At 48.7% G+C, this 21,843-nt stretch carries 18 protein-coding genes; 10 read left to right on the forward strand and 8 right to left on the reverse strand.

Annotated elements, in window-relative coordinates; translation table 11 throughout:
- Positions 1-109: 109 nt before the first annotated feature.
- From ppiD to bolA, 7 genes are all read right to left on the reverse strand, one after another.
- Positions 110-1,978 carry a peptidylprolyl isomerase gene (gene ppiD, locus J1C60_RS13295; protein WP_128179319.1) on the reverse strand — a complete coding sequence of 623 codons (1,869 nt, stop codon included), beginning with the start codon at positions 1,976-1,978 and terminating at the stop codon, positions 110-112.
- A 287-nt stretch (positions 1,979-2,265) separates the two neighbouring features.
- Positions 2,266-2,538, reverse strand: coding sequence for a nucleoid-associated protein HU-beta (gene hupB / locus J1C60_RS13300; protein ID WP_128179318.1), 273 nt, complete (start codon positions 2,536-2,538; stop codon positions 2,266-2,268).
- Positions 2,539-2,751: 213 nt separating this feature from the next.
- Entirely contained in the window at positions 2,752-5,106 is a 2,355-nt protein-coding gene (lon, locus tag J1C60_RS13305) for an endopeptidase La (RefSeq protein ID WP_128179317.1), read from the reverse strand.
- Positions 5,107-5,296: 190 nt separating this feature from the next.
- Positions 5,297-6,571, reverse strand: a complete 1,275-nt coding sequence (gene clpX / locus J1C60_RS13310; RefSeq protein ID WP_128179316.1) for an ATP-dependent protease ATP-binding subunit ClpX — start codon at positions 6,569-6,571, stop codon at positions 5,297-5,299.
- 137 nt (positions 6,572-6,708) lie between these two features.
- Entirely contained in the window at positions 6,709-7,332 is a 624-nt protein-coding gene (clpP, locus tag J1C60_RS13315) for an ATP-dependent Clp endopeptidase proteolytic subunit ClpP (RefSeq protein ID WP_128179439.1), read from the reverse strand.
- A 640-nt stretch (positions 7,333-7,972) separates the two neighbouring features.
- Positions 7,973-9,277, reverse strand: coding sequence for a trigger factor (gene tig, locus J1C60_RS13320; protein WP_128179315.1), 1,305 nt, complete (start codon positions 9,275-9,277; stop codon positions 7,973-7,975).
- Positions 9,278-9,772: 495 nt separating this feature from the next.
- Positions 9,773-10,087 carry a transcriptional regulator BolA gene (gene bolA, locus J1C60_RS13325; RefSeq protein WP_128179314.1) on the reverse strand — a complete coding sequence of 105 codons (315 nt, stop codon included), beginning with the start codon at positions 10,085-10,087 and terminating at the stop codon, positions 9,773-9,775.
- Between the two features lie 291 nt (positions 10,088-10,378).
- On the opposite strand from bolA, the gene J1C60_RS13330 reads away from it, so the two are divergent.
- From J1C60_RS13330 to J1C60_RS13365, 8 genes are all read left to right on the forward strand, one after another.
- Complete coding sequence (locus J1C60_RS13330) at positions 10,379-10,957, forward strand: lipoprotein (RefSeq protein WP_128179313.1); 579 nt, start codon at positions 10,379-10,381, stop codon at positions 10,955-10,957.
- Positions 10,958-11,249: 292 nt separating this feature from the next.
- The gene (ampG, locus tag J1C60_RS13335; protein ID WP_128179312.1) at positions 11,250-12,743 is read left to right on the forward strand and encodes a muropeptide MFS transporter AmpG; all 1,494 of its coding nucleotides are present in this window, start codon (positions 11,250-11,252) and stop codon (positions 12,741-12,743) included.
- A gap of 468 nt (positions 12,744-13,211) precedes the next feature.
- Positions 13,212-14,138: a cytochrome o ubiquinol oxidase subunit II gene (gene cyoA, locus J1C60_RS13340; protein ID WP_128179311.1), complete on the forward strand. Its 927-nt coding sequence runs from the start codon at positions 13,212-13,214 to the stop codon at positions 14,136-14,138.
- Between the two features lie 4 nt (positions 14,139-14,142).
- On the forward strand, positions 14,143-16,125 hold the full coding sequence (gene cyoB, locus J1C60_RS13345; RefSeq protein WP_128179310.1) for a cytochrome o ubiquinol oxidase subunit I: 1,983 nt from the start codon (positions 14,143-14,145) through the stop codon (positions 16,123-16,125).
- Positions 16,125-16,739: a cytochrome o ubiquinol oxidase subunit III gene (locus tag J1C60_RS13350; RefSeq protein ID WP_128179309.1), complete on the forward strand. Its 615-nt coding sequence runs from the start codon at positions 16,125-16,127 to the stop codon at positions 16,737-16,739. Before cyoB ends, J1C60_RS13350 begins: the two co-directional genes overlap by 1 nt.
- The gene (locus J1C60_RS13355; RefSeq protein ID WP_128179308.1) at positions 16,739-17,068 is read left to right on the forward strand and encodes a cytochrome o ubiquinol oxidase subunit IV; all 330 of its coding nucleotides are present in this window, start codon (positions 16,739-16,741) and stop codon (positions 17,066-17,068) included. The genes J1C60_RS13350 and J1C60_RS13355 overlap by 1 nt, the downstream gene beginning before the upstream one ends.
- Positions 17,069-17,081: 13 nt before the next feature.
- Positions 17,082-17,969 (forward strand): heme o synthase, encoded by an 888-nt coding sequence (gene cyoE / locus J1C60_RS13360; protein WP_128179438.1) that lies wholly within the window; start codon positions 17,082-17,084, stop codon positions 17,967-17,969.
- Between the two features lie 295 nt (positions 17,970-18,264).
- Entirely contained in the window at positions 18,265-19,629 is a 1,365-nt protein-coding gene (locus J1C60_RS13365) for an MFS transporter (RefSeq protein WP_128179307.1), read from the forward strand.
- Between the two features lie 98 nt (positions 19,630-19,727).
- On the opposite strand, the gene J1C60_RS13370 is transcribed toward J1C60_RS13365, so the two are convergent.
- Positions 19,728-20,219, reverse strand: a complete 492-nt coding sequence (locus J1C60_RS13370) for a YajQ family cyclic di-GMP-binding protein (protein ID WP_128179306.1) — start codon at positions 20,217-20,219, stop codon at positions 19,728-19,730.
- Positions 20,220-20,351: 132 nt separating this feature from the next.
- Between J1C60_RS13370 and panE the strand changes: the two genes are divergently transcribed.
- Together panE and yajL are read left to right on the forward strand one after the other, a co-directional pair.
- A complete protein-coding gene (gene panE / locus J1C60_RS13375; protein ID WP_128179305.1) occupies positions 20,352-21,272 on the forward strand; it encodes a 2-dehydropantoate 2-reductase in 921 nt (306 codons plus the stop codon).
- Positions 21,226-21,831: a protein deglycase YajL gene (gene yajL, locus J1C60_RS13380; protein ID WP_128179304.1), complete on the forward strand. Its 606-nt coding sequence runs from the start codon at positions 21,226-21,228 to the stop codon at positions 21,829-21,831. Before panE ends, yajL begins: the two co-directional genes overlap by 47 nt.
- Positions 21,832-21,843 lie beyond the last annotated feature (12 nt).

Here is a 21,843-nt window from a genome sequence, read left to right on the forward strand (position 1 = left end):
GTAACTTTCAGGTAAAAACGGCAGCATGACAAATGGCAAAAAACAGAAATGGAAAAGGCCGCGAAAGCGGCCTTTTGGTTTGCAAATTATTGCATTTTATTTGTGAGGGTTATTGGGCTTGTGCAGCTGCGCCATATTTAATCTTCGCGTCTTTACGCAGATTGTTCAGGAGTGCCTCGAAAGCAATTTGCGCATTATTCTGGGTCATCCCCTGAATCATCGCTTGCTTCTGTGCTTCTGGCATACTGCCTGCATTGACCTGATCAAGTGCCAGAAGTACCACGTTGCCCTGCATATCCTCACTTATGCCGTACGAAGGTTTACCCTTCTCAGGTTGAGCCAGTGCAAACGCCGCCTGAGTCACCGCGTCCTGACCATTGCGAGGCAGCGTTTTTGGCTCACCAAAACGCAGCCCGGCAGCCTTCAATGCATCATCTTTACCAGTTTTCAGCTCGACAAGAATTTTATCCGCATCAGCCTTAGCCTGTTTCACCGCTTTATTACGTTTAACAGTATCTGCAATCTGCGCTTGAACGTCGCTCAGTGGTTTGATTGCTTCCGGTTTATGCTCACTAATACGGAGAATAAACGCCCGGTCGCCATCCACGGTAATGATGTCTGAATTACTACCCGGTGCGCCATTCCCGCCAACCAAACCGCCATTAAAGATCGCGTCCTGTACCGGTTTAAAATTCAGCTCAGCGGGGACATTATCCTGACTGAACCAGTTGGTTTCTACCGCATGGACACCGGCAGCCTGCTCAGCACCAGCCAGTGACTCGTTGTCATTACTGGCCGCATCGCTCACTTTTTGCTGCAGTTTGTAATAAGCATCAATTGCTTTTTCCTGCTTCACGCGGGCCGCAATAGCATCATGGACTTCAGTCAGTGGTTTAAGTTGCTCAGGTTGTACATCATCAAGACGCGCGACCAGAAAGCCCACAGATGATTTGATGACGCCAGAAAGCTGGCCTTTAGTTTTCAACCCGGCATCTTTCAACTCATCAGGTGTAGTGGCAGGCTCTAACCATCCCATATCCCCCCCCTTACGCGCTGAGATTGGATCGGCAGATTTCTCTTTTGCCAACGCGGCAAAATCTCCCCCCTCTTTCAGCTGAGTCAGTACGGCCTGTGCATCCGCCTCTGATTTGGCCTGAATGACACTGTAGCGGCTACGCTGTGGCTGCGTGTAATCCGCTTTATGTTGGTCATACCAACTCTGAATGTCAGTCTCGCTGGCCGTTTCCTGCATGCTGGCGGCATCCAGTTTGATATAGCTGACGCGGAACTGCTCCGGTGCCATAAAGCTGCTTTTATTCTGCTCGTAGTTGTTTTTAATCTCTTCTTCACTCGCCTGCTGTTTCGCTGCAAGTGCATTCACGTCCAGTACAGCCTGGCGTACAACGCGCTGTTGAGAAACCAGAGCTGCCAGCGAATCGGTTTCACCAGTAAGCATAAAATCAGTATTAGCAACCGCGGTCACCAACTGCTGTGTTGTCAGTTGATTGCGCAGCGCTTCCGCATACTGATCCGCACTGAATCCCATATTACCAATCAGGGCCAGGTATTTAGCGTTATCGAACTTGCCGTTTGTCTGGAATGCAGGTTGTTCAAAAATAGCCTGTTTAATCTGAGCGTCGCTGATGCCCAGCTTTAATGTTTTGGCATACTCATCTAGCAGAAGCTCATCAACTAATTGTGACAATGCCTGCTGACGAATTTGCTGGATATAACCTTCGTTGCTCGCTAGCTGGGAAAAACGCTCGCCCAGCATTTGCTGCTGACGGCTGCGCTCATTGGCAAACGCACGCTCTAACTGTGCCCGCCCGATCTCCTGCCCGTTCACTTTAGCCGCGTAATCTCCGCCGCCACCGATCAGATAATTGCCAACGCCAGTCAGCACAAATGACAGGATAATCAATCCCAAAATAATTTTGAGCACGACATGGTTCGACGCCGCGCGTAAATTGTCCATCATGGTATGACAACACTCCGCTGTAGTGTGAATGTATACCCTGCCACGGTACTACTATGCCAGGCAGTGGGTATCAACCTTGCGCTTTCGCTCACCATCCTCGTAAACGTCCACGCCGCTGCGTTTCAGGCCCGCAGTTTCAGGCCATGCTGTGACAACAGCATGCGGCCTTTGTCACAGAAAATATAAAAAAGGCACATCAATAATGTGATGTGCCTCGTATGTTACATGAGAACGCTTTGTGCGTCCTCAATCCACCAAAGAAAACCTTCAGTGAACACCGGCCAATGTTAGTTAACGGCGTCTTTCAGCGCTTTACCGGCACGGAAGCCAGGCACTTTGCCCGCTGGAATGGTAATTTCTTTACCGGTTTGTGGGTTACGTCCGGTACGCTCTGAACGCTCACGCACAGAGAATGTGCCGAAACCAACCAGTGCCACTTCTTCGCCTGCTTTCAGAGAATCAGAAACCGAGCCCATAAAAGCATCTAATACACGTCCAGCTGCAGCTTTAGAAATATCAGCATTTGCAGCAATTTTGTCGATCAACTGTGACTTATTCACTCTATTCATCCCCTCTTTATTATTCACATCGTACCTGAGCATCCCGCCCCGTACGAACGCGCAGCCAGTTATATCAAGCATGCGAAGCCGAAACAACGTTTAATCATTAAGGTTGTGGCTCCAGCAGCCCTCTAAGTTAGCGGTACAAAAAAAAGCTGGCAAGTCTCAATTGACTTACCAGCTCCGCTTTTTAACTGTTTTTGTTGTGCATCACTATTTCGCCGTAGCGATCTGCATGCCGTACGGTGCATCCTGCAGCGCAAGCGTCAAGACTTCCTCAATGCGCTTCACCGGATGAATATCCAGATCGGCGATAATGTTATCGGGAATCTCTTCCAGATCGCGTTTGTTTTCATCCGGGATCAACACCGTTTTAATACCGCCACGATGTGCCGCCAACAGTTTCTCTTTCAGGCCACCAATCGGCAACACCTGACCACGCAGCGTGATTTCTCCTGTCATCGCCACATCTGCACGCACCGGATTACCCGTCAGGCAGGAAACCAGTGCGGTACACATCGCAATACCAGCGCTCGGGCCATCTTTAGGCGTCGCCCCTTCAGGCACATGAACGTGGATATCACGCTTTTCATAGAAATCGGCATTAATGCCCAACTTCTCTGCGCGAGCACGCACTACCGTCAAGGCTGCCTGAATAGATTCCTGCATCACTTCCCCCAGAGAACCGGTATAGGTTAATTTACCTTTACCAGGAACGCAGGCGGTTTCAATGGTCAGCAAATCGCCACCCACTTCTGTCCAGGCAAGTCCGGTTACCTGGCCTACACGATTTTCGCTATCAGCACGACCATAGTCAAAACGCTGTACGCCAAGGAATTCGTGGAGGTTTTCACCATTAATCTCAATGTGCTTCTTCGACTTATCCATAAGCAGTGTTTTCACTGCCTTGCGGCACAGTTTCGACAGTTCACGCTCAAGGCTACGTACACCAGCTTCCCGCGTGTAGTAACGAATGATGCCAACGATGGCACTGTCATCAACAGCAATCTCATTTTTCTTCAGCGCATTACGCTCAATTTGTTTCGGCAGCAGATGCTGTTTCGCAATGTTCAGCTTCTCATCTTCGGTATAGCCCGACAGACGGATTACTTCCATACGATCCAGCAGCGGTGCTGGAATATTCATCGAGTTAGAGGTCGCGACAAACATCACGTCGGAAAGATCGTAATCGACTTCCAGATAATGATCGTTAAACGCAATATTCTGTTCCGGATCCAGAACCTCAAGCAATGCTGATGCCGGATCGCCCCGCATATCGGAAGACATCTTATCGATCTCATCTAACAGGAAAAGTGGGTTCTTCACGCCAACTTTCGCCATTTTCTGAATCAATTTACCCGGCATGGATCCAATGTAGGTACGGCGATGACCACGGATCTCCGCTTCATCACGCACGCCACCTAAGGCCATTCGTACATATTTACGTCCGGTGGCCTTAGCTATCGATTGTCCCAGCGAGGTTTTACCCACCCCTGGTGGCCCAACCAAACACAGGATTGGCCCCTTGATTTTACTCACACGGCTTTGTACCGCTAAATACTCCAGGATACGATCTTTAACGCGTTCCAGACCAAAGTGATCGGTATCCAGCGTTTCCTGAGCTTTAAGAAGATCTTTTTTGACTTTACTGCGTGCATTCCATGGCACCTGAACCATCCAGTCGATGTAACCACGCACTACTGTCGCTTCTGCCGACATCGGAGACATCATTTTCAGTTTTTGCAGTTCAGCTTCCGTTTTCTCACGCGCTTCTTTCGGCATCTTGGCCGCATCAATTTTACGTTTTAAAGCTTCATTTTCATCTGGCGCATCATCCATTTCGCCTAATTCTTTCTGAATCGCTTTCATTTGCTCATTCAGATAGTATTCGCGTTGGCTTTTTTCCATCTGCTTTTTGACGCGGTTGCGAATGCGTTTTTCCACCTGCAACAGATCAATTTCAGATTCCATCATCGCCATTAAATATTCCAGACGTTCATTAACGTCGGACATTTCCAGCACGGATTGTTTATCCGCCAGTTTTAATGGCATATGCGCCGCAACAGTATCCGCCAAACGTGCAGCGTCATCGATGCTATTCAATGATGTCAGCACTTCAGGTGGGATTTTTTTGTTGAGCTTGATATAGCCTTCAAACTGACCGATTGCCGTACGTACCAGCACTTCCTGCTCACGCTCTTCGATCTCTGGTGAGTTCAGATATTCGGCTTGTGCAGTAAAATGGTCGCCATTATCCGCCAGCGTAGTAATGCGCGCGCGCTGTAAACCTTCAACCAGCACTTTTACCGTACCGTCAGGCAGTTTCAGCATTTGTAAAATGGAGGCAACGGTCCCTACCGAGAAGAGATCGTTGATGCCTGGTTCATCCGTTGAAGCCTCTTTCTGTGCAACCAGCATGATCTTTTTATCGTGATCCATAGCGGCTTCGAGGCACCGAATCGATTTTTCCCGACCAACAAACAACGGAATTACCATGTGCGGATAAACCACTACGTCACGCAACGGCAACACAGGGATTTCAATGCGTTCAGAACGCTCAGGATTCATAGAGCTCTCTCTTAGTTTAATTTCCGCCAGGGTGATGGGAACCGCATTGTCTTGTGAAATGCGCAGTAAACCCACAGGTATTTGAGTATATGGGGATGAATGTCAGACATTCAATGTTAAGCGCGAGAGAAAAACAAAAGGGGGAAAAAAATCCCCCTTTTTAGGTAACGTGCTGGATTAACTTGGTTATTTATTCACCAGAAGCCTGTTGCGCTTCGTGCTTACCATAAATTAACATTGGGTCGGTTTGTTCATCGATCACCGATTCATCAATCACAACTTTCTCTACGTCATCCATTGAAGGCAGATCGTACATGGTGTTCAGCAGCGCACCTTCAACAATAGAACGCAGCCCACGCGCTCCCGTTTTACGCGACATCGCTTTTTTAGCAATGGCGGTCAACGCTTCGTCACGGAACTCAAGCTCTACGCCTTCGAGATTAAATAGCGCCTGATACTGCTTCGTCAGGGCATTTTTCGGTTCGCGCAGGATCTGGATCAGAGCTTCTTCACTCAATTCATTCAACGTGGCAACGACGGGTAAACGGCCAATAAATTCAGGGATCAGACCAAACTTGATCAAATCTTCTGGCTCAACTTGCTCAAGCAACTGACCTTCACTGGCTTTCTCTGATTTACCTTTAACCGTTGCGCCAAAACCAATACCCGAACCGGTTTCAACGCGTTGGGAAATCACTTTATCCAACCCGGCAAAAGCACCGCCACAGATAAACAGTATTTTGGAGGTATCAACCTGCAGGAACTCCTGCTGAGGGTGTTTACGTCCGCCTTGTGGTGGTACAGCAGCAACCGTGCCTTCGATCAGTTTTAGCAGCGCCTGCTGTACACCTTCGCCAGAGACATCCCGCGTGATGGATGGGTTATCCGATTTACGCGAAATTTTATCGATTTCATCAATATAAACGATACCGCGCTGTGCTTTCTGTACATCGTAATCGCACTTCTGCAGCAGTTTCTGAATGATGTTCTCAACATCTTCCCCAACATAGCCCGCTTCCGTCAGCGTAGTGGCATCTGCCATGGTGAAGGGTACGTCTAACAAACGCGCCAGGGTTTCTGCCAGCAGCGTTTTACCACTACCGGTTGGGCCGATCAGCAGAATGTTACTCTTGCCTAATTCGATACCATTGCTGGTATCGCCATTACGCAGGCGTTTGTAGTGGTTGTAGACCGCAACGGCCAGTACCTTTTTCGCCTTTTCCTGGCCGATAACATAATCGTCGAGGTGATGGCGGATTTCATGCGGTGTGGGCAGCGCGCTGCGCTCACGATGCGGGGCCACTTCTTTAATCTCTTCGCGAATGATGTCATTACACAAATCAACACATTCATCGCAGATATACACTGACGGCCCGGCAATCAGTTTACGCACTTCATGCTGGCTTTTGCCGCAAAAAGAGCAGTACAGCAGCTTTCCTGAACCGTCTTTGCGCTTATCTGTCATCAGTTAACCTCTTCTCTTGTCTTCATCCGCAAGTTTTTTGCGGCGAGGGTTGCGCGCCCTGCGCTTCCCTCGTTCGTTGCAACTCAATGCCACCTTCTCCTGTTAACTATAGCCTGGAGACGGCAGACGGATGAGCCTTAATCGCGATGCGTCAGTATGGAATCGACTAAACCATACTCTACAGCTTCACTCGCAGAGAGGAAACGATCGCGCTCAGTATCTCTTTCAATTTCTTCCAGCGTCTTACCCGTATGCTCAGCCATAAGCTCGTTCATACGCTGTTTTACTTTCAGAATTTCGCGCGCATGGATTTCAATATCGGTTGCCTGGCCTTGATAACCGCCCAGTGGCTGGTGGATCATCACACGGGAATTAGGCAGGCAGTAGCGTTTACCTTTTGCTCCGGCCGTCAGCAAGAACGCCCCCATAGAACAGGCCTGTCCCATACAAATAGTGCTTACATCGGGTTTGATAAACTTCATGGTGTCATAAATAGACATCCCTGCGGTAATCACGCCACCTGGAGAATTAATATAAAGGTGGATATCTTTTTCCGGGTTCTCTGCTTCCAGAAACAGCATCTGCGCCACAATCAGATTCGCCATATGATCCTCAACCTGACCGGTGAGAAAAATAATGCGCTCTTTGAGCAGGCGCGAAAAGATGTCGTAAGAACGCTCTCCGCGGGAAGTTTGTTCGACCACCATCGGCACTAAAGCCATATGAGGTGCAATTTGTTCACGTTCGCCACTGTATGACATTACCGTCTCCTGGATAAATTTCATTTGGCAACTTCTGTACCGATTCTACTTGAGTGATCGCGGGAACTCTATGCCCGAACGCTCACTCACCGACGCTATACGAACGGTTGGTCAATCAGCATTACAAATACGGGTGGTATCGCTACCCATAAACCCTCGGGATACAGAAAGATAACAGCTCTGCAATCCACAACTCTGCAAAATATGCCGTAGCGGCATCCTGAAAGATGACAGATGTTAATTGTATCTGGGGATGCTGCCCCAATGATTCAAGCATAACAACGTTTTTATCAATCGCTAACCGGGAAAAACAGCTTAGATGATAATTTGCCGTTTAATTAGCCAAATATGCGCTAAATAATTCAATTTTCTTCGCCGTGAGCGGCCTGTTCTCCCTAACAAAGAACAATAAATATGACCACAGGGTTAATGAATCAATTATAGACCGATTACCACTAAGCTGTTGCTCTCACAGGGCAAAGCCGATAGATGAGGTGAATAAAGGTACTTGCCTGACACGGCAATAAGCTGAAGAATGAAGTTAATGGGAAGAAAAGGCTGTGCAGCCAGTCAGAAACAAAAAAGCCCACCACCTTGTGGTGATGGGCCTGGTTTACGCTATAAAAGACGATTCAGAATATCAGGCAGGCTGAGTCTGATTCATCAATTCCTGGAAGCCAGTGGTTTTTTCAGTCACTTTCGCTTTTTCAAGCACGGCTTCAACAGCCTGCTCTTCCAGAGCAACGTTACGCATATTGTTCATCAGCTCGTTATTCTTGCTGTAGAACTCGATCACTTCCTGCGGATCTTCATAGGCAGACGCCATCTCTTCGATCAACGCTTTCACGCGATCTTCATCGGCTTTCAGCTCATGAGTACGAATCACTTCGCCCAACAGCAGTCCAACTACTACGCGGCGTTTTGCCTGCTCTTCGAACAACTCACGAGGCAGTTCAAAAGCTTGCTTCTCATTACCGCCAAAACGTTGTGCTGCCTGACGACGCAGTACATCGATTTCGCTGTCAATCAGAGCGGCAGGAACGTCGATCTCGTTCGCGCTGACCAGACCATCGATCGCCTGAGTTTTAACGCGGTTGCGTACTGCGCCTTTCAGTTCGCGATCCATATTTTTACGCACTTCTGCGCGCAGTCCTTCAACGGAACCATCTTCAACGCCAAAACGTTTGATAAACTCTTCGGTGAATTCTGGCAGCTCACGCTCTTCAACTTTTTTCAGAACGATATCGAACTTCGCTGCTTTGCCTTTCAGGTTTTCAGCGTGGTAATCATCCGGGAAGTTAACGTCGATGGTAAATTCTTCACCGGCCTTATGACCTACGATCCCCTCTTCGAAACCAGGAATCATACGGCCTTGCCCCATCGCCAACACGAAATCAGAAGCTTTGCCACCTTCAAATTCTTCGCCGTCAACAGAACCGGTAAAATCGATAGTGGCACGATCTTCTGCGGTCGCTGCGCCATCGGTATCTTTCCAGGTCGCTTGCTGCTTACGCAGGGTATCCAGCATGGTATCAACGTCAGCGTCGGTCACTTCAACGACTGGCTTCTCAACTTCAATAGCTTCGAGGCCTTTTAACTCAACTTCTGGATAAACTTCAAACTCGACGGCAAAAGTAAAATCTTCACCGGTTTTGTATTCGCCCGGCACGTAACTTGGTGCACCAGCCGGGTTGATTTTTTCTTTAATGATGGCGTCAACAAAGTTGCGCTGCATCAGATCGCCCAGCACGTCCTGACGGATTGAAGCACCATAGCGCTGTGCAACAACGTTCATCGGCACTTTGCCTTTACGGAAGCCATCGATACGTACTTTTTTAGCCGTCTCGACCAGCTCTTTTTTAACTGCGCTCTCGATGCTGTCAGCAGCGACAGTAATCGTAACGCGACGGCCCAGGCCCTGAGTGGTTTCTACTGAAACTTGCATCTTGTTACCTCAAAAAAAATCACGTGCTCGGTCAACTTGAAACGGTACACCGCAATAAGTGTGCACAGCCTGATTAACAACCGGGACGGTTTCTGAACCAGAACCACATTCCCTGTTACCAGAAGCGTCCCGAAGACATTCCGGAAAAATAGACGCAGCATTATAGCGGCATCGCCTGAGCGAGTCGAGAACGCAAAATCACCCAATCTTTGACGTTTTTTCAATTTTCGATTGAAATCGCAAATTCGGTTCTACTTAGGGGGAGGTCACCCAGGCTCGGGCTAAGCGTTTAACGGCAACGGCCGCTCAACGTCAATTGTCACGAGTGGTTACGCCTGGGGCGGTTCCGTTCATCAGCGCCGAGCGGCTGAATGGTTCCATGGCGTGCGCATGGACGCGACGAGAGAGCGTACTGAACAGGCGCGAACGCCCTCCGTCAACTGTAAAAACAAAACGGCCCGCAGGCCGTTTTGGAAAGCATATTTAACGGTGAACTCAGGCTAATGTTCCCGCCCCACGGCAATTGGGAGAGGCAAGCACTGTATCCTGCAACCCGCCCCACTCTTTCGCCGTATATGTGTGCAGCGCCAGTGCATGCACACTACCCGCTAACTCTTCAGCTAACGCGCCGTAAATCGCGCGATGCCGAGCCAGGAAGCGTTGATTCGTAAAACTGTCACTGACGATAATCACTTTAAAGTGACTTTCAGAACCGGCAGGGACATTATGACGGTAGCTTTCATCATGTACCTCCAGATGAACCGGTTCGAACGCCGTTCGTAACTTTTCTTCTATTTGTTCGCGAATCATAACTACACTCCTTTACTGCAGCGAGCTGCGCCCCATCTATTTAAATAATAGCCGGTTTTTCTCTTTAGCCGCATTTTAACAATGAATATTTTTCAAGCGCTTTGTTTTCTGTCTCATCTCGGCATCATCTGGTGGCAGGCCGATGTTCGCATCACCATTTCCCCTTCAGACAGTCTGAAAAAAAACCACGTGATTAATTTACGCGCTTCCGGGGCTTTTTTCATTTATAGGCAATGTTATGATGACCGACGTTTTGTCAGCACTACACCTTACGCTAACGAGAAAATAAGCATGTTTAAAAAATTATTATTTCCGCTGCTGGCCGCTTTTATTCTGGCTGGCTGTGCAAACAACAGCAACACATTAAATGTTTCTCCTAAAATTCAGCTCCCGCCACAGGATCCCAGTCTGATGGGCGTGACCGTCAGTATTAACGGTGCCGACCAACGCAGTGACCAGGCACTGGCCAAAGTCACCCGTGATAACCAGTTGGTCACTCTGACGCCTTCACGCGATCTGCGCTTCTTATTACAGGAAGTACTGGAAAAGCAAATGGGCGCGCGTGGCTATATGATCGGCCCTAACGGAGCTGTCGATCTGCAAATCGTGGTAAACAACCTTTATTCTGATGTGACACAAGGTAACGTACGTTACAGTATCACCACGAAAGCAGATATCTCGATTATTGCTACAGCAAAAAACGGGAATAAACAGGTTAAAAACTACCGCCAAACCTATAGCGTCGAAGGTGCCTTCACCGCAACTAATGACAAAATCACCAACGCGGTTAACGCAACCCTTAGCGACGTAATTGCTGATATGGCGCAAGATACCAGCATCCACGACTTCGTTAAACAAAACTCACGTTAATGGCAATCCGGTGCCCGACGGTGGCCAGTGGCACCGGAAAATCTGCTCACATAAACAGTAGAACTATACCCTGACTGAGTTAAGTGACGGTAAGATGGCAAGACAATGAACGCAGAACACCTGACACCTATTCAGGTAAGTGTCCCTCGAAAGTCAGTGTCGCGAGCTTGAGCTATCACAGGCATCGGTCCTGAGGCGTTGATATCGTAATCACTTTCAGTGACTGTTTCTGCTATGACGAGTATCATGCCGCAAAATCACCTCCCTAATGGAATAGTCGCTTAAGGTTTGTATGTCCAACCACTACCTACGCATTTTTACTCAACGTAATGCAGCTCTTCTTCTTCTGTTAGGTTTTGCCTCCGGATTACCCCTTGCTCTGACGTCAGGGACACTCCAGGCCTGGATGACTGTCGAAAATGTCGATCTAAAAACCATTGGCTTCTTCTCATTGGTAGGCCAGGCTTACGTTTTTAAGTTTCTCTGGTCACCGCTGATGGACCGTTATACGCCCCCCTTTTTAGGCCGGCGTCGCGGTTGGTTGCTTATTTCCCAGCTATTACTCATCGTCGGCATCATCGCAATGGGTTTCCTGCAACCCTCACGCGATCTGACGCTGATGGCAGCGCTAGCCGTACTGATCGCTTTTTGCTCAGCCTCTCAGGATATTGTTTTTGATGCGTGGAAAACCGATGTGTTACCCGCAGAAGAACGAGGCAGTGGCGCAGCGATCACGGTACTGGGCTACCGCCTGGCGATGCTGGTTTCTGGCGGACTGGCGCTCTGGCTCGCCGATCGTTATTTAGGTTGGCAAGCTACCTATTGGTTGATGGCAATCATGATGGTCCCTGGGGTCATTGCAACCTTATGTGCCAAGGAACCCACGGCTGCCATTCCGAAACCCCGTACGCTTGATGAAGCAGTCATGGCACCGCTTCGCGATTTTTTTAATCGTAATAACGCCTGGCTGATCCTGTCTTTAATTGTGCTGTATAAACTAGGAGATGCCTTTGCTGCCAGTCTGACCACTACATTTTTGATCCGTGGGGTCGGTTTTGATGCAGGCGATGTGGGGTTAGTTAATAAAACACTCGGTCTACTGGCAACAATTATTGGCGCATTGTATGGCGGGGTACTGATGCAGCGGCTGAGTTTGTTCCGCGCGCTCATGTTATTCGGCCTGTTACAGGCTATCTCTAACCTTGGCTACTGGATACTGGCCGTCACCGATAAACATATGTTCAGTATGGCGAGCGCTGTGTTTGTTGAAAATCTGTGCGGCGGTATGGGCACTGCAGCGTTTGTCGCATTGTTGATGACTTTGTGCAATAAATCCTTTTCAGCAACCCAATTTGCACTACTGTCAGCCCTTTCGGCGATAGGGCGCGTTTATGTAGGACCGGTGGCAGGATGGTTTGTTGAGCTATGGGGATGGCCGGCGTTTTATGCATTTTCCGTTATTGCAGCGCTGCCGGGGCTTCTGCTACTGGCAGGCTGTAAACGTACCCTCGAATACACACAAAATACCGACAGCTTTAAGCCTCGTACAGCTTATCGTACTGGATATCGCTGGGCACTCCGCACGCTAGGCTTTGGCTGCGCTGTTTTAGCGCTGTGGCTGATCGCGCTGGCAGTGAATGCGGTAGGTTGGGTTATGCCGGGTAGTTTACTCAGATTGTTGTTTGAAGCTGGTATCGGTTTTACGCTCTTGGGTATCATTACAGGTTCTGTACTGGACTATCTTGCACTCAACGGTCGTTCCTCAACTGTAAACCTCAACGAATAACAGAGAATTTGTTACTATAGATAAGGAAAAATGAGCTATTTCCAGCTACCATCATGGACGATGGCACAACTTATGAGAGATGTGAATATTTATCAGCTACGATATTTAGAAAAAATAGAGTGATGAGATAACAGCGTTTTGGTAATTATTAAAAACCGGTGCGTAATTATTTTTGTATAATTAATATATCCAAAATGATGCAAACTTGTTAAATATTTGATTGCCATTTTCGCTGTTTATAACACGTATGTTTTTTCCTCAGAAATTTCCGTCTAATTTTGTTATATTAGTGCCAACTCATTGTGCCTGTTAATATTTTGTCATTTTCAGCAACATATGTGACAACCTTAGCAAAAGGTGTCAACACAGACCTGACACAATCTTAAGCTGGTTTACAGTGTTGAAACCTTCCCGTAAAATGCCGCCACACTTAAACGACAATAGAGCCCTTGTCATTGAGGTCGTTAAATGAGACTCAGGAAATACAATAAAAGTTTGGGGATTTTGTCATTAATAGCAGGCACGTTATTGTTAAGTGGCTGTGATAGTGCGTTGTTAAATCCCAAGGGACAGATTGCACTGGAGCAACGTTCGTTGATACTGACCGCTTTCGGTCTGATGATGATCGTCGTTATTCCGGCAGTCTTAATGGCTATTGTTTTCGCCTGGAAATATCGGGAAGGAAACACCAATGCCAAATACAGCCCAAACTGGTCACACTCGAATAAAGTGGAAGCCGTTGTCTGGACTGTCCCTGTCTTAATCATCGTTTTCCTTGGCATCCTGACGTGGAAATCAACCCACGCACTTGAACCAAGTAAACCGCTCGCGTCCGACGTAAAACCCATCGAAATTGATGTTGTGGCACTTGACTGGAAATGGCTGTTTATTTACCCGGAACAGGGTATCGCGTCCGTTAACCAGATTGCGTTCCCGGCGAATACGCCAGTGAACTTCAAGATTACCTCAAACTCAGTGATGAACTCCTTCTTCATTCCAACCCTCGGTAGCCAGATTTACGCTATGGCGGGTATGCAGACCAAACTGCACTTGATCGCGAATGAACCAGGGACTTTTGATGGTATGTCATCCAACTTCAGTGGCAAAGGTTTTTCCGGCATGAAGTTCAAAGCTATCGCAACGGCCAACGATGCTGAATTCCAGCAGTGGGTCGAGAAAGCTAAACAATCGCCGAATACACTGACGACGATGGATGATTTCGAAAAAATCGCCGCGCCTAGCGAGAATCACCCCGTTGAATTCTTCTCTACCGCCAATCCTGGACTGTTTAAACAGGTTATTGGCAAATTCATGACGGGCCACGAGAAAATGGACATGTCTGGTCATGAAGGTATGGACATGAGTGAAGCCTCTCACGCTGGATCCGAGGAATAAAACGATGTTAGGAAAATTAACACTGGACGCAGTGCCGTATCACGAGCCGATTATCGTGGTCACGGTTGCCGCCATCATTCTTGGTGGTCTGGCGCTGGTTGCGGCAATCACATACTTCGGTAAGTGGAAGTATTTATGGACCGAGTGGCTAACGTCTATCGACCATAAACGCCTCGGCATCATGTATATTATTATGGCGTTCGTCATGTTACTACGCGGCTTTGCCGATGCCGTAATGATGCGCAGCCAGCAGGTGCTCGCCTCGGCTGGCGAAGCCGGGTTTCTTCCACCTCATCACTACGACCAGATCTTCACCGCGCATGGTGTGATAATGATCTTTTTCGTGGCGATGCCGTTCGTTGTCGGTTTGATGAACATTGCTGTTCCTCTACAAATCGGCGCGCGTGACGTGGCCTTCCCGTTCCTGAACAACCTCAGCTTCTGGTTTACCGCTGTAGGTGTTGTTCTGGTTAACCTGTCACTGGGCGTAGGCGAGTTTGCACAAACCGGTTGGCTGGCTTACCCTCCCCTTTCTGGCGCGGAATACAGTCCAGGAGTCGGCGTCGACTATTGGATATGGAGCCTGCAGATATCCGGCATTGGGACCACATTAACCGGGATTAACTTCTTCGTTACGATCCTGAAAATGCGTGCACCGGGTATGACCATGTTCAAAATGCCGGTGTTTACCTGGGCTTCACTCTGTACTAACGTCCTAATCATCGCCTCCTTCCCGGTACTGACCGTGACGCTGGCATTGCTAACCCTTGACCGTTATCTGGGCTTCCATTTCTTCACCAATGATATGGGCGGCAACATGATGATGTATGTCAACCTGATCTGGGTCTGGGGCCATCCGGAAGTATATATTCTGGTTCTACCTGTCTTCGGTGTGTTCTCCGAAGTGGTTGCCACCTTCTCTAAAAAACGCCTGTTTGGTTACACCTCGTTAGTTTGGGCAACGGTTGTTATTACTATCCTGTCCTTTATCGTATGGCTGCACCACTTCTTCACTATGGGTGCAGGTGCCAACGTTAATGCCTTCTTCGGCATCATGACGATGATTATCGCCATTCCAACCGGCGTTAAAATCTTTAACTGGCTGTTCACCATGTACCAGGGACGCATTCAGATGCACTCTGCCATGTTATGGACCGTTGGCTTCCTGGTCACCTTCTCCGTAGGTGGGATGACAGGGGTACTGCTGGCAGTTCCAGGTGCTGACTTTGTCCTGCACAACAGTCTTTTCCTGATTGCGCACTTCCATAACGTTATTATCGGTGGTGTGGTGTTCGGTTGCTTTGCTGGCGTGACTTACTGGTTCCCGAAAGCATTCGGCTTTACGCTGAATGAAAAATGGGGTATTCGCGCCTTCTGGTTCTGGATTATCGGTTTCTTCGTTGCCTTTATGCCGCTGTATGCACTGGGCTTCATGGGAATGACGCGTCGTTTGAGCCAGGATATCGATCCTCAGTTCCACCCGCTGCTGGTTGTTGCAGCCTGTGGTGCCGCACTGATTGCTCTGGGTGTACTTTGCCAGGTTATTCAGTTCTGGGTATCTGTACGTGACCGCGATCAGAACCGCGATCTGACTGGCGACCCATGGGGCGGACGTACGCTGGAGTGGGCAACATCGTCTCCTCCGCCGTTCTATAACTTTGCGGTTATCCCTGAGGTCCATGAACGCGATGCATTCTGGGAAATGAAAGAGAAAGGTGAGGCTTATAAAAAGCCAGCACATTATGAAGAGATCCATATGCCGAAAAACAGCGGCGCGGGTGTCATCATCGCCTTCTTCAGTATGATCTTTGGTTTCGCTGCAATCTGGCACATTTGGTGGTTAGTTGGATTAACGTTCCTCGGCATGATTGTGAGCTGGATTATTAAGAGCTTTGACGAAGACGTTGATTACTATGTGCCAGTGAAAGAAGTCGAGAAAATCGAGAATCAGCACTTTGACGAAATTACCCAGGCAGGTCTGAAATAATGTCAACTGAAACTCTGAGTAAACACCACGACGCCCATGCGGAGCATGGGCATCACGATGCAGGGGCCAATAAAGTATTTGGCTTCTGGATCTACCTGATGAGCGACTGCATTATCTTTGCAACCCTGTTTGCAACCTATGCAGTTATGGTGAACAACACTGCAGGCGGTCCGGCAGGCAAGGATATTTTTGAGCTGCCGTTCGTACTGGTTGAAACTGCACTGCTTTTGTTCAGCTCCATTACCTATGGCTTTGCCGTCATTAGTATGAACAAAGGGAGCAAAGCAGCCGTTAACGGTTGGCTGGCATTAACCTTCCTGTTCGGTGTCGGCTTTATCGGTATGGAGATTTATGAGTTCCATAATCTGATCGTTGAAGGCTTTGGCCCACAGCGTAGTGGTTTCTTATCCGGCTTCTTTACGCTGGTAGGTACTCACGGTCTGCACGTGACCTCAGGTCTGATCTGGATGCTTGTGCTGATGTACCAGATCGCGAAACGCGGTCTGACGCCAACTAACCGTACCCGTATTATGTGCCTGAGTATGTTCTGGCACTTCCTTGACGTGGTATGGATTTGTGTATTCACCATCGTCTATCTGTTGGGGGCCATGTAATGAGTCATTCTGCTAACGAACATGGTGCCGCTCACGGTAGCGTGAAGTCTTATATGATCGGCTTTATCCTGTCGATTATTCTGACGGGTATCCCCTTCTGGATGGTGATGGATGGTAGCGCCTCTCAAGGTGCTATCCTGGGTACCGTTCTGGTGTGTGCGGTCATTCAGGTGCTGGTGCACCTGGTTTACTTCCTGCACCTGAACACCTCTTCTGAAGAGCGTTGGAACTTGGTTGCCATTGTTTTCGCGGCAATCATCATTCTGATAGTTGTTGTTGGCTCGATATGGATCATGTGGAACCTCAACTACAACATGATGGCCCACTAAAGAGTCGCCTGTGATGATTAAGCAATACCTGCAAGTAACGAAACCAGGAATTATTTTCGGAAATTTAATTTCTGTCATCGGGGGATTTCTGTTGGCCTCTAAGGGCAGCATTGATTATTTCCTGTTTCTCACCACCCTGGTCGGTGTCTCACTGGTGGTCGCATCGGGTTGTGTTTACAACAACTTTATCGACCGTGACATCGACAAAAAAATGGAGAGAACAAAGAATCGAGTGCTGGTCAAAGGGCTCATCTCGCCGAAAGTAACCTTGGTTTACGCAACCGTTCTGGGTATTGCTGGCTTCGCGTTGCTTTACCTTGGCGCTAATCCGCTGGCCATGTGGCTGGCGGTGATGGGCTTTGTGGTTTACGTCGGCATATACAGTCTGTATATGAAACGTAAATCAGTCTACGGCACGCTGATTGGCAGTCTTTCGGGTGCAGCACCGCCAGTGATTGGCTACTGTGCAGTCACTAATGAGTTTGATGCCGGGGCGTTTATTCTGCTGGCGATCTTTAGCCTGTGGCAGATGCCGCATTCGTACGCGATTGCCATCTTCCGCTTTAAAGATTATCAGGCAGCGAATATCCCGGTTTTACCTGTAGTAAAAGGTATCTCTGTAGCCAAAAACCATATTACGCTCTACATTATCGCGTTTATGGTGGCCACGCTGATGCTGACCCTGAGTGGTTATGCAGGTTACAAATATTTGGTGGTAGCTGCTGCGGTGAGCATGTGGTGGCTGGGCATGGCGCTGAGAGGTTATAAAACTTCTAACGACGGTGTCTGGGCGCGTAAACTGTTTGTCTTCTCAATCATTGCAATTACATCGTTAAGTGTGATGATGTCAGTAGACTTCATGGCTCCCGCCTCTAAGGATTTGCTGACCTACGTCTGGTAAGCAATAACAAACGCACGATAAAGAGCGCGCGTACTTCCTCGTCTGATGCTGTCAATTCAGCATGAGCCACAGGAAGTCTCGTGCTCTTTCTTTTTGTTACCACTGCTTAATAACTATTGTTTTACCCGCCCTGCCCTGCCCCTTAAAATATGCTGGGCAAACAAAGACTTTATTCCATCAGGCTCGTTTATTTGTTAGCCAGCTTTTTCCTACAAAGCAGGCAAGGTGTGTGTTTCACCCCGATGTGCGGCATAGACTCTCGTGCCTGCTGGAATAGATTCTAACTGAGGTCGTAATGAACGATAACAAAATGACTCCAGCCGAACGCCGTGCGACCTGGGGTCTTGGTACAGTGTTTTCCCTGCGTATGCTGGGAATGTTTATGGTGCTCCCCGTTCTCACTACTTATGGCATGGCGCTTCAGGGTGCAAGTGAAGCTCTGATTGGGCTTGCCATCGGTATCTATGGCCTGGCGCAGGCGGTGTTTCAAATTCCCTTCGGCCTGCTTTCCGATCGTATTGGCCGTAAGCCACTTATCGTTGCAGGCTTAATGGTATTTGTACTGGGTAGTGTTATTGCCGCAAGCACGACCTCGATCTGGGGAGTTATTTTAGGACGTGCCCTGCAAGGTTCTGGCGCTATTGCGGCCGCGGTAATGGCCCTGCTATCAGATCTGACGCGTGAGCAAAACCGAACCAAAGCTATGGCCTTTATTGGCATTAGTTTTGGAATCACCTTCGCTATTGCGATGGTCCTTGGCCCACTAATAACTCATGCGTTAGGCCTTCATGCCCTATTCTGGATGATCGCAGTGCTTGCCACCGGCGGCATTATCATTACGCTGCTGGTGGTTCCTTCTGCGTCCCATCACACGTTAAATCGTGAATCCGGTATGGTTAAAGGCAGTATCCGCGAGGTCCTGGCAAATCCACGCTTGTTACAGCTGAATTTTGGTATCCTTTGCCTACACATACTGCTGATGGCAAGCTTCGTTGCGCTGCCCGGCCAGTTTGAACTGGCGGGTTTCCCGCCGGAGCAGCACTGGAAAGTGTATCTGGTAACAATGCTGATCGCCTTTGCCGGCGTGGTGCCATTTATTATCTATGCCGAAGTCAAACGTCGGATGAAGCGCGTGTTTATTGGCTGTGTCGCGCTCATTCTGGTCGCCGAAATTGTGCTTTGGGGCGCAGGAAATCATTTCTGGACGCTAGTCGTCGGTGTGCAGCTATTTTTCCTGGCTTTTAACCTGATGGAAGCGATTCTGCCTTCACTTATCAGTAAAGAGTCACCCGCTGGTTACAAAGGTACAGCGATGGGGGTTTACTCCACCAGCCAGTTTATCGGTGTTGCACTGGGCGGCAGCTTGGGCGGCTGGATTTTTGGCAACATTGACGCACAAACCGTATTTCTTTTCGGTGCTATCCTCGCAGCGATTTGGCTGGTCGTCAGTAGCACCATGCACGAACCACCTTATGTTAGCAGTCTGCGGATTATACTCACCGAGGATAGTTACGATAGGGAAGCGCTGGAAAAACGTCTGATGGCACAGCCGGGTGTAACATCAGTCTTCATTGTGCCGGAAGAGAAAAGCGCCTACGTGAAGATCGACAGTAAAGTGACTAACCGTATTGAGCTGGAAGCTTTAGTCGCATCTGCGTAATCATTGGATTTCAGCATTGCCCTCAGCCTGTAAACTGAGGGCAATGCGTGGTCATCGTAACCGCGGTCAGGAATAAAAAAAACGTCCGCAAAACCACTTTAATCGCGAAAATTTTTGAACTGGAACGGTTGTCCCAAATCACCTTTTTTCACTAATGCCATGGCACTTTGCAGATCATCACGTGATTTGCCATTAACACGAACTTCATCACCCTGAATCTGCGGCTGAACTTTGATTTTGCTATCTTTAATGAGCTTAACAATTTTCTTCGCAATGTCAGTTTCAATACCCTGCTTCATCCTGGCATCAACACTCCAATGCTTACCGCTGTGCTCTATCTGCTCAGGCACTTCCAGCGCAGCTCCTTCAATTCCGCGTTTAAGTAATTTTTCACGCAAAATATCTACCAGTTGTTTCACCTGAAAATCAGATTCACTGAGCACTTTTATCGACTCATTTTTCTCATTTATCTCGAAGCTGGCGGTCACGCCGCGAAAATCAAAACGGCTCGCCAGTTCCCGGTTAGCATTTTCAACGGCATTACGCACTTCCTGCATATCAATTTCAGAGACGATATCGAAAGATGGCATGATTTATTCTCCAGATTACAAAGTGGCATGCATAATACCCGCTTGCAGCGGGCAAAGAAAACCACCAGCACAGAAAGCTATAATTAAAGCAAAGCTATGGCTAGATGAATAACCCGCACGCGGGGAGGAAGAATGAAGATTACCGTTTTAGGATGCGGAGCGTTAGGGCAAATCTGGTTATCTGCGCTTGCCCAACAAGGCCATGAAGTTCAGGGATGGCTTCGTGTACCACAACCGTACTGTTCCGTTAACGTTATCAATTTAGACGGAACCGTCGTCAATGAGACGTTTATTGCCAACGATCCTCTGTTTTTGGCAGAAAGCGACTTGTTGTTAGTAACGCTAAAAGCGTGGCAGGTTTCCGAAGCCGTCCATAATTTGCAGCCACTGCTACCGCCTGATTGCCCTATTTTGTTGATTCATAACGGCATGGGGACGTTGGAAGAGCTAAGCAACGTGTCCCAACCGATCCTGCAGGGCGTGACAACTCATGCAGCGAGACAAGACGGTACTGTGATCGTTCACGTTGCCAGCGGCATAACACACATCGGCCCGGCTACGCCAGATGGTGCAGCGCTAAGTGAACTGGCTGAAATTCTGCATCAGTCTCTACCTGACGTTGCCTGGCATAATCATATCGCTTCAGCCAGTTGGCAAAAGCTCGCAGTGAACTGTGTCATTAATCCGTTGACCGTGATTTATAATTGCCGCAATGGCGATCTTGCGGCTCACCGGGATGAAATAAGCCGACTGTGTCAGGAAGTGGCCAATGTGATGGAGCGTGAAGGCCAACATACCTCACGTAGCAGCCTGATGGACTATGTGCTGGCAGTCATCGATACGACCGCAGAAAATACCTCTTCAATGCTACAGGATATCCGCAACCAGCGGCGAACGGAGATTGAATACATCACCGGCTACCTTATGCGGCGCGCGCGCGCGCAGGGGATCGCCACGCCAGAAAACAGCCGTATTTATGAATTGGTTAAGCGAAAGGAACAAGATTATGAGCGTGAACGCATCGGTGCTGGTTTGCCTGGCACATGGAACTGAAGAAACCGAAGCCGTTACCGTCATCGATCTGCTGGTGAGAGCCGGCATCGACGTGACCACCGCCAGCGTAGCTGAAAACGGCGAACGCGAAATCGTATGCTCCCGCGGCGTGCGACTGCTGGCTGATGCGCCCTTAGTTGAAGTCGCCGACAACGACTTTGCAGCCGTAGTGCTTCCTGGCGGCTTAAAAGGTGCAGAGGCTTTTCGTGACAGTACGCTGATGGTGGAAACCATACGTCAGTTTCATCTCTCAGGGCGTATCGTTGCTGCTATTTGTGCTGCAGCCGGGACGGTTTTAGTCCCGCACAACCTATTTCCCGTTGGGAATATGACCGGTTTTCCCGGCCTGAAAAGCACTATTCCTGAAGAGAAATGGATGGATAAACGGGTGGTATGGGATCCGCGCGTAAATTTGCTGACCAGCCAGGGGCCCGGTACGGCTATCGATTTTGCACTAAAAATTATCGACCTGCTGCTGAGTAAAGAAAAAGCGCATGAAGTGGCATCGCAGCTGGTTCTGGCAGCAGGGATTTATGATTATCGGGAATGGGTAGACTAAACCTGCCGCTGA

Source organism: [Pantoea] beijingensis (genome assembly GCF_022647505.1).
GTDB classification, from domain to species: Bacteria; Pseudomonadota; Gammaproteobacteria; order Enterobacterales; family Enterobacteriaceae; genus Erwinia; species Erwinia beijingensis.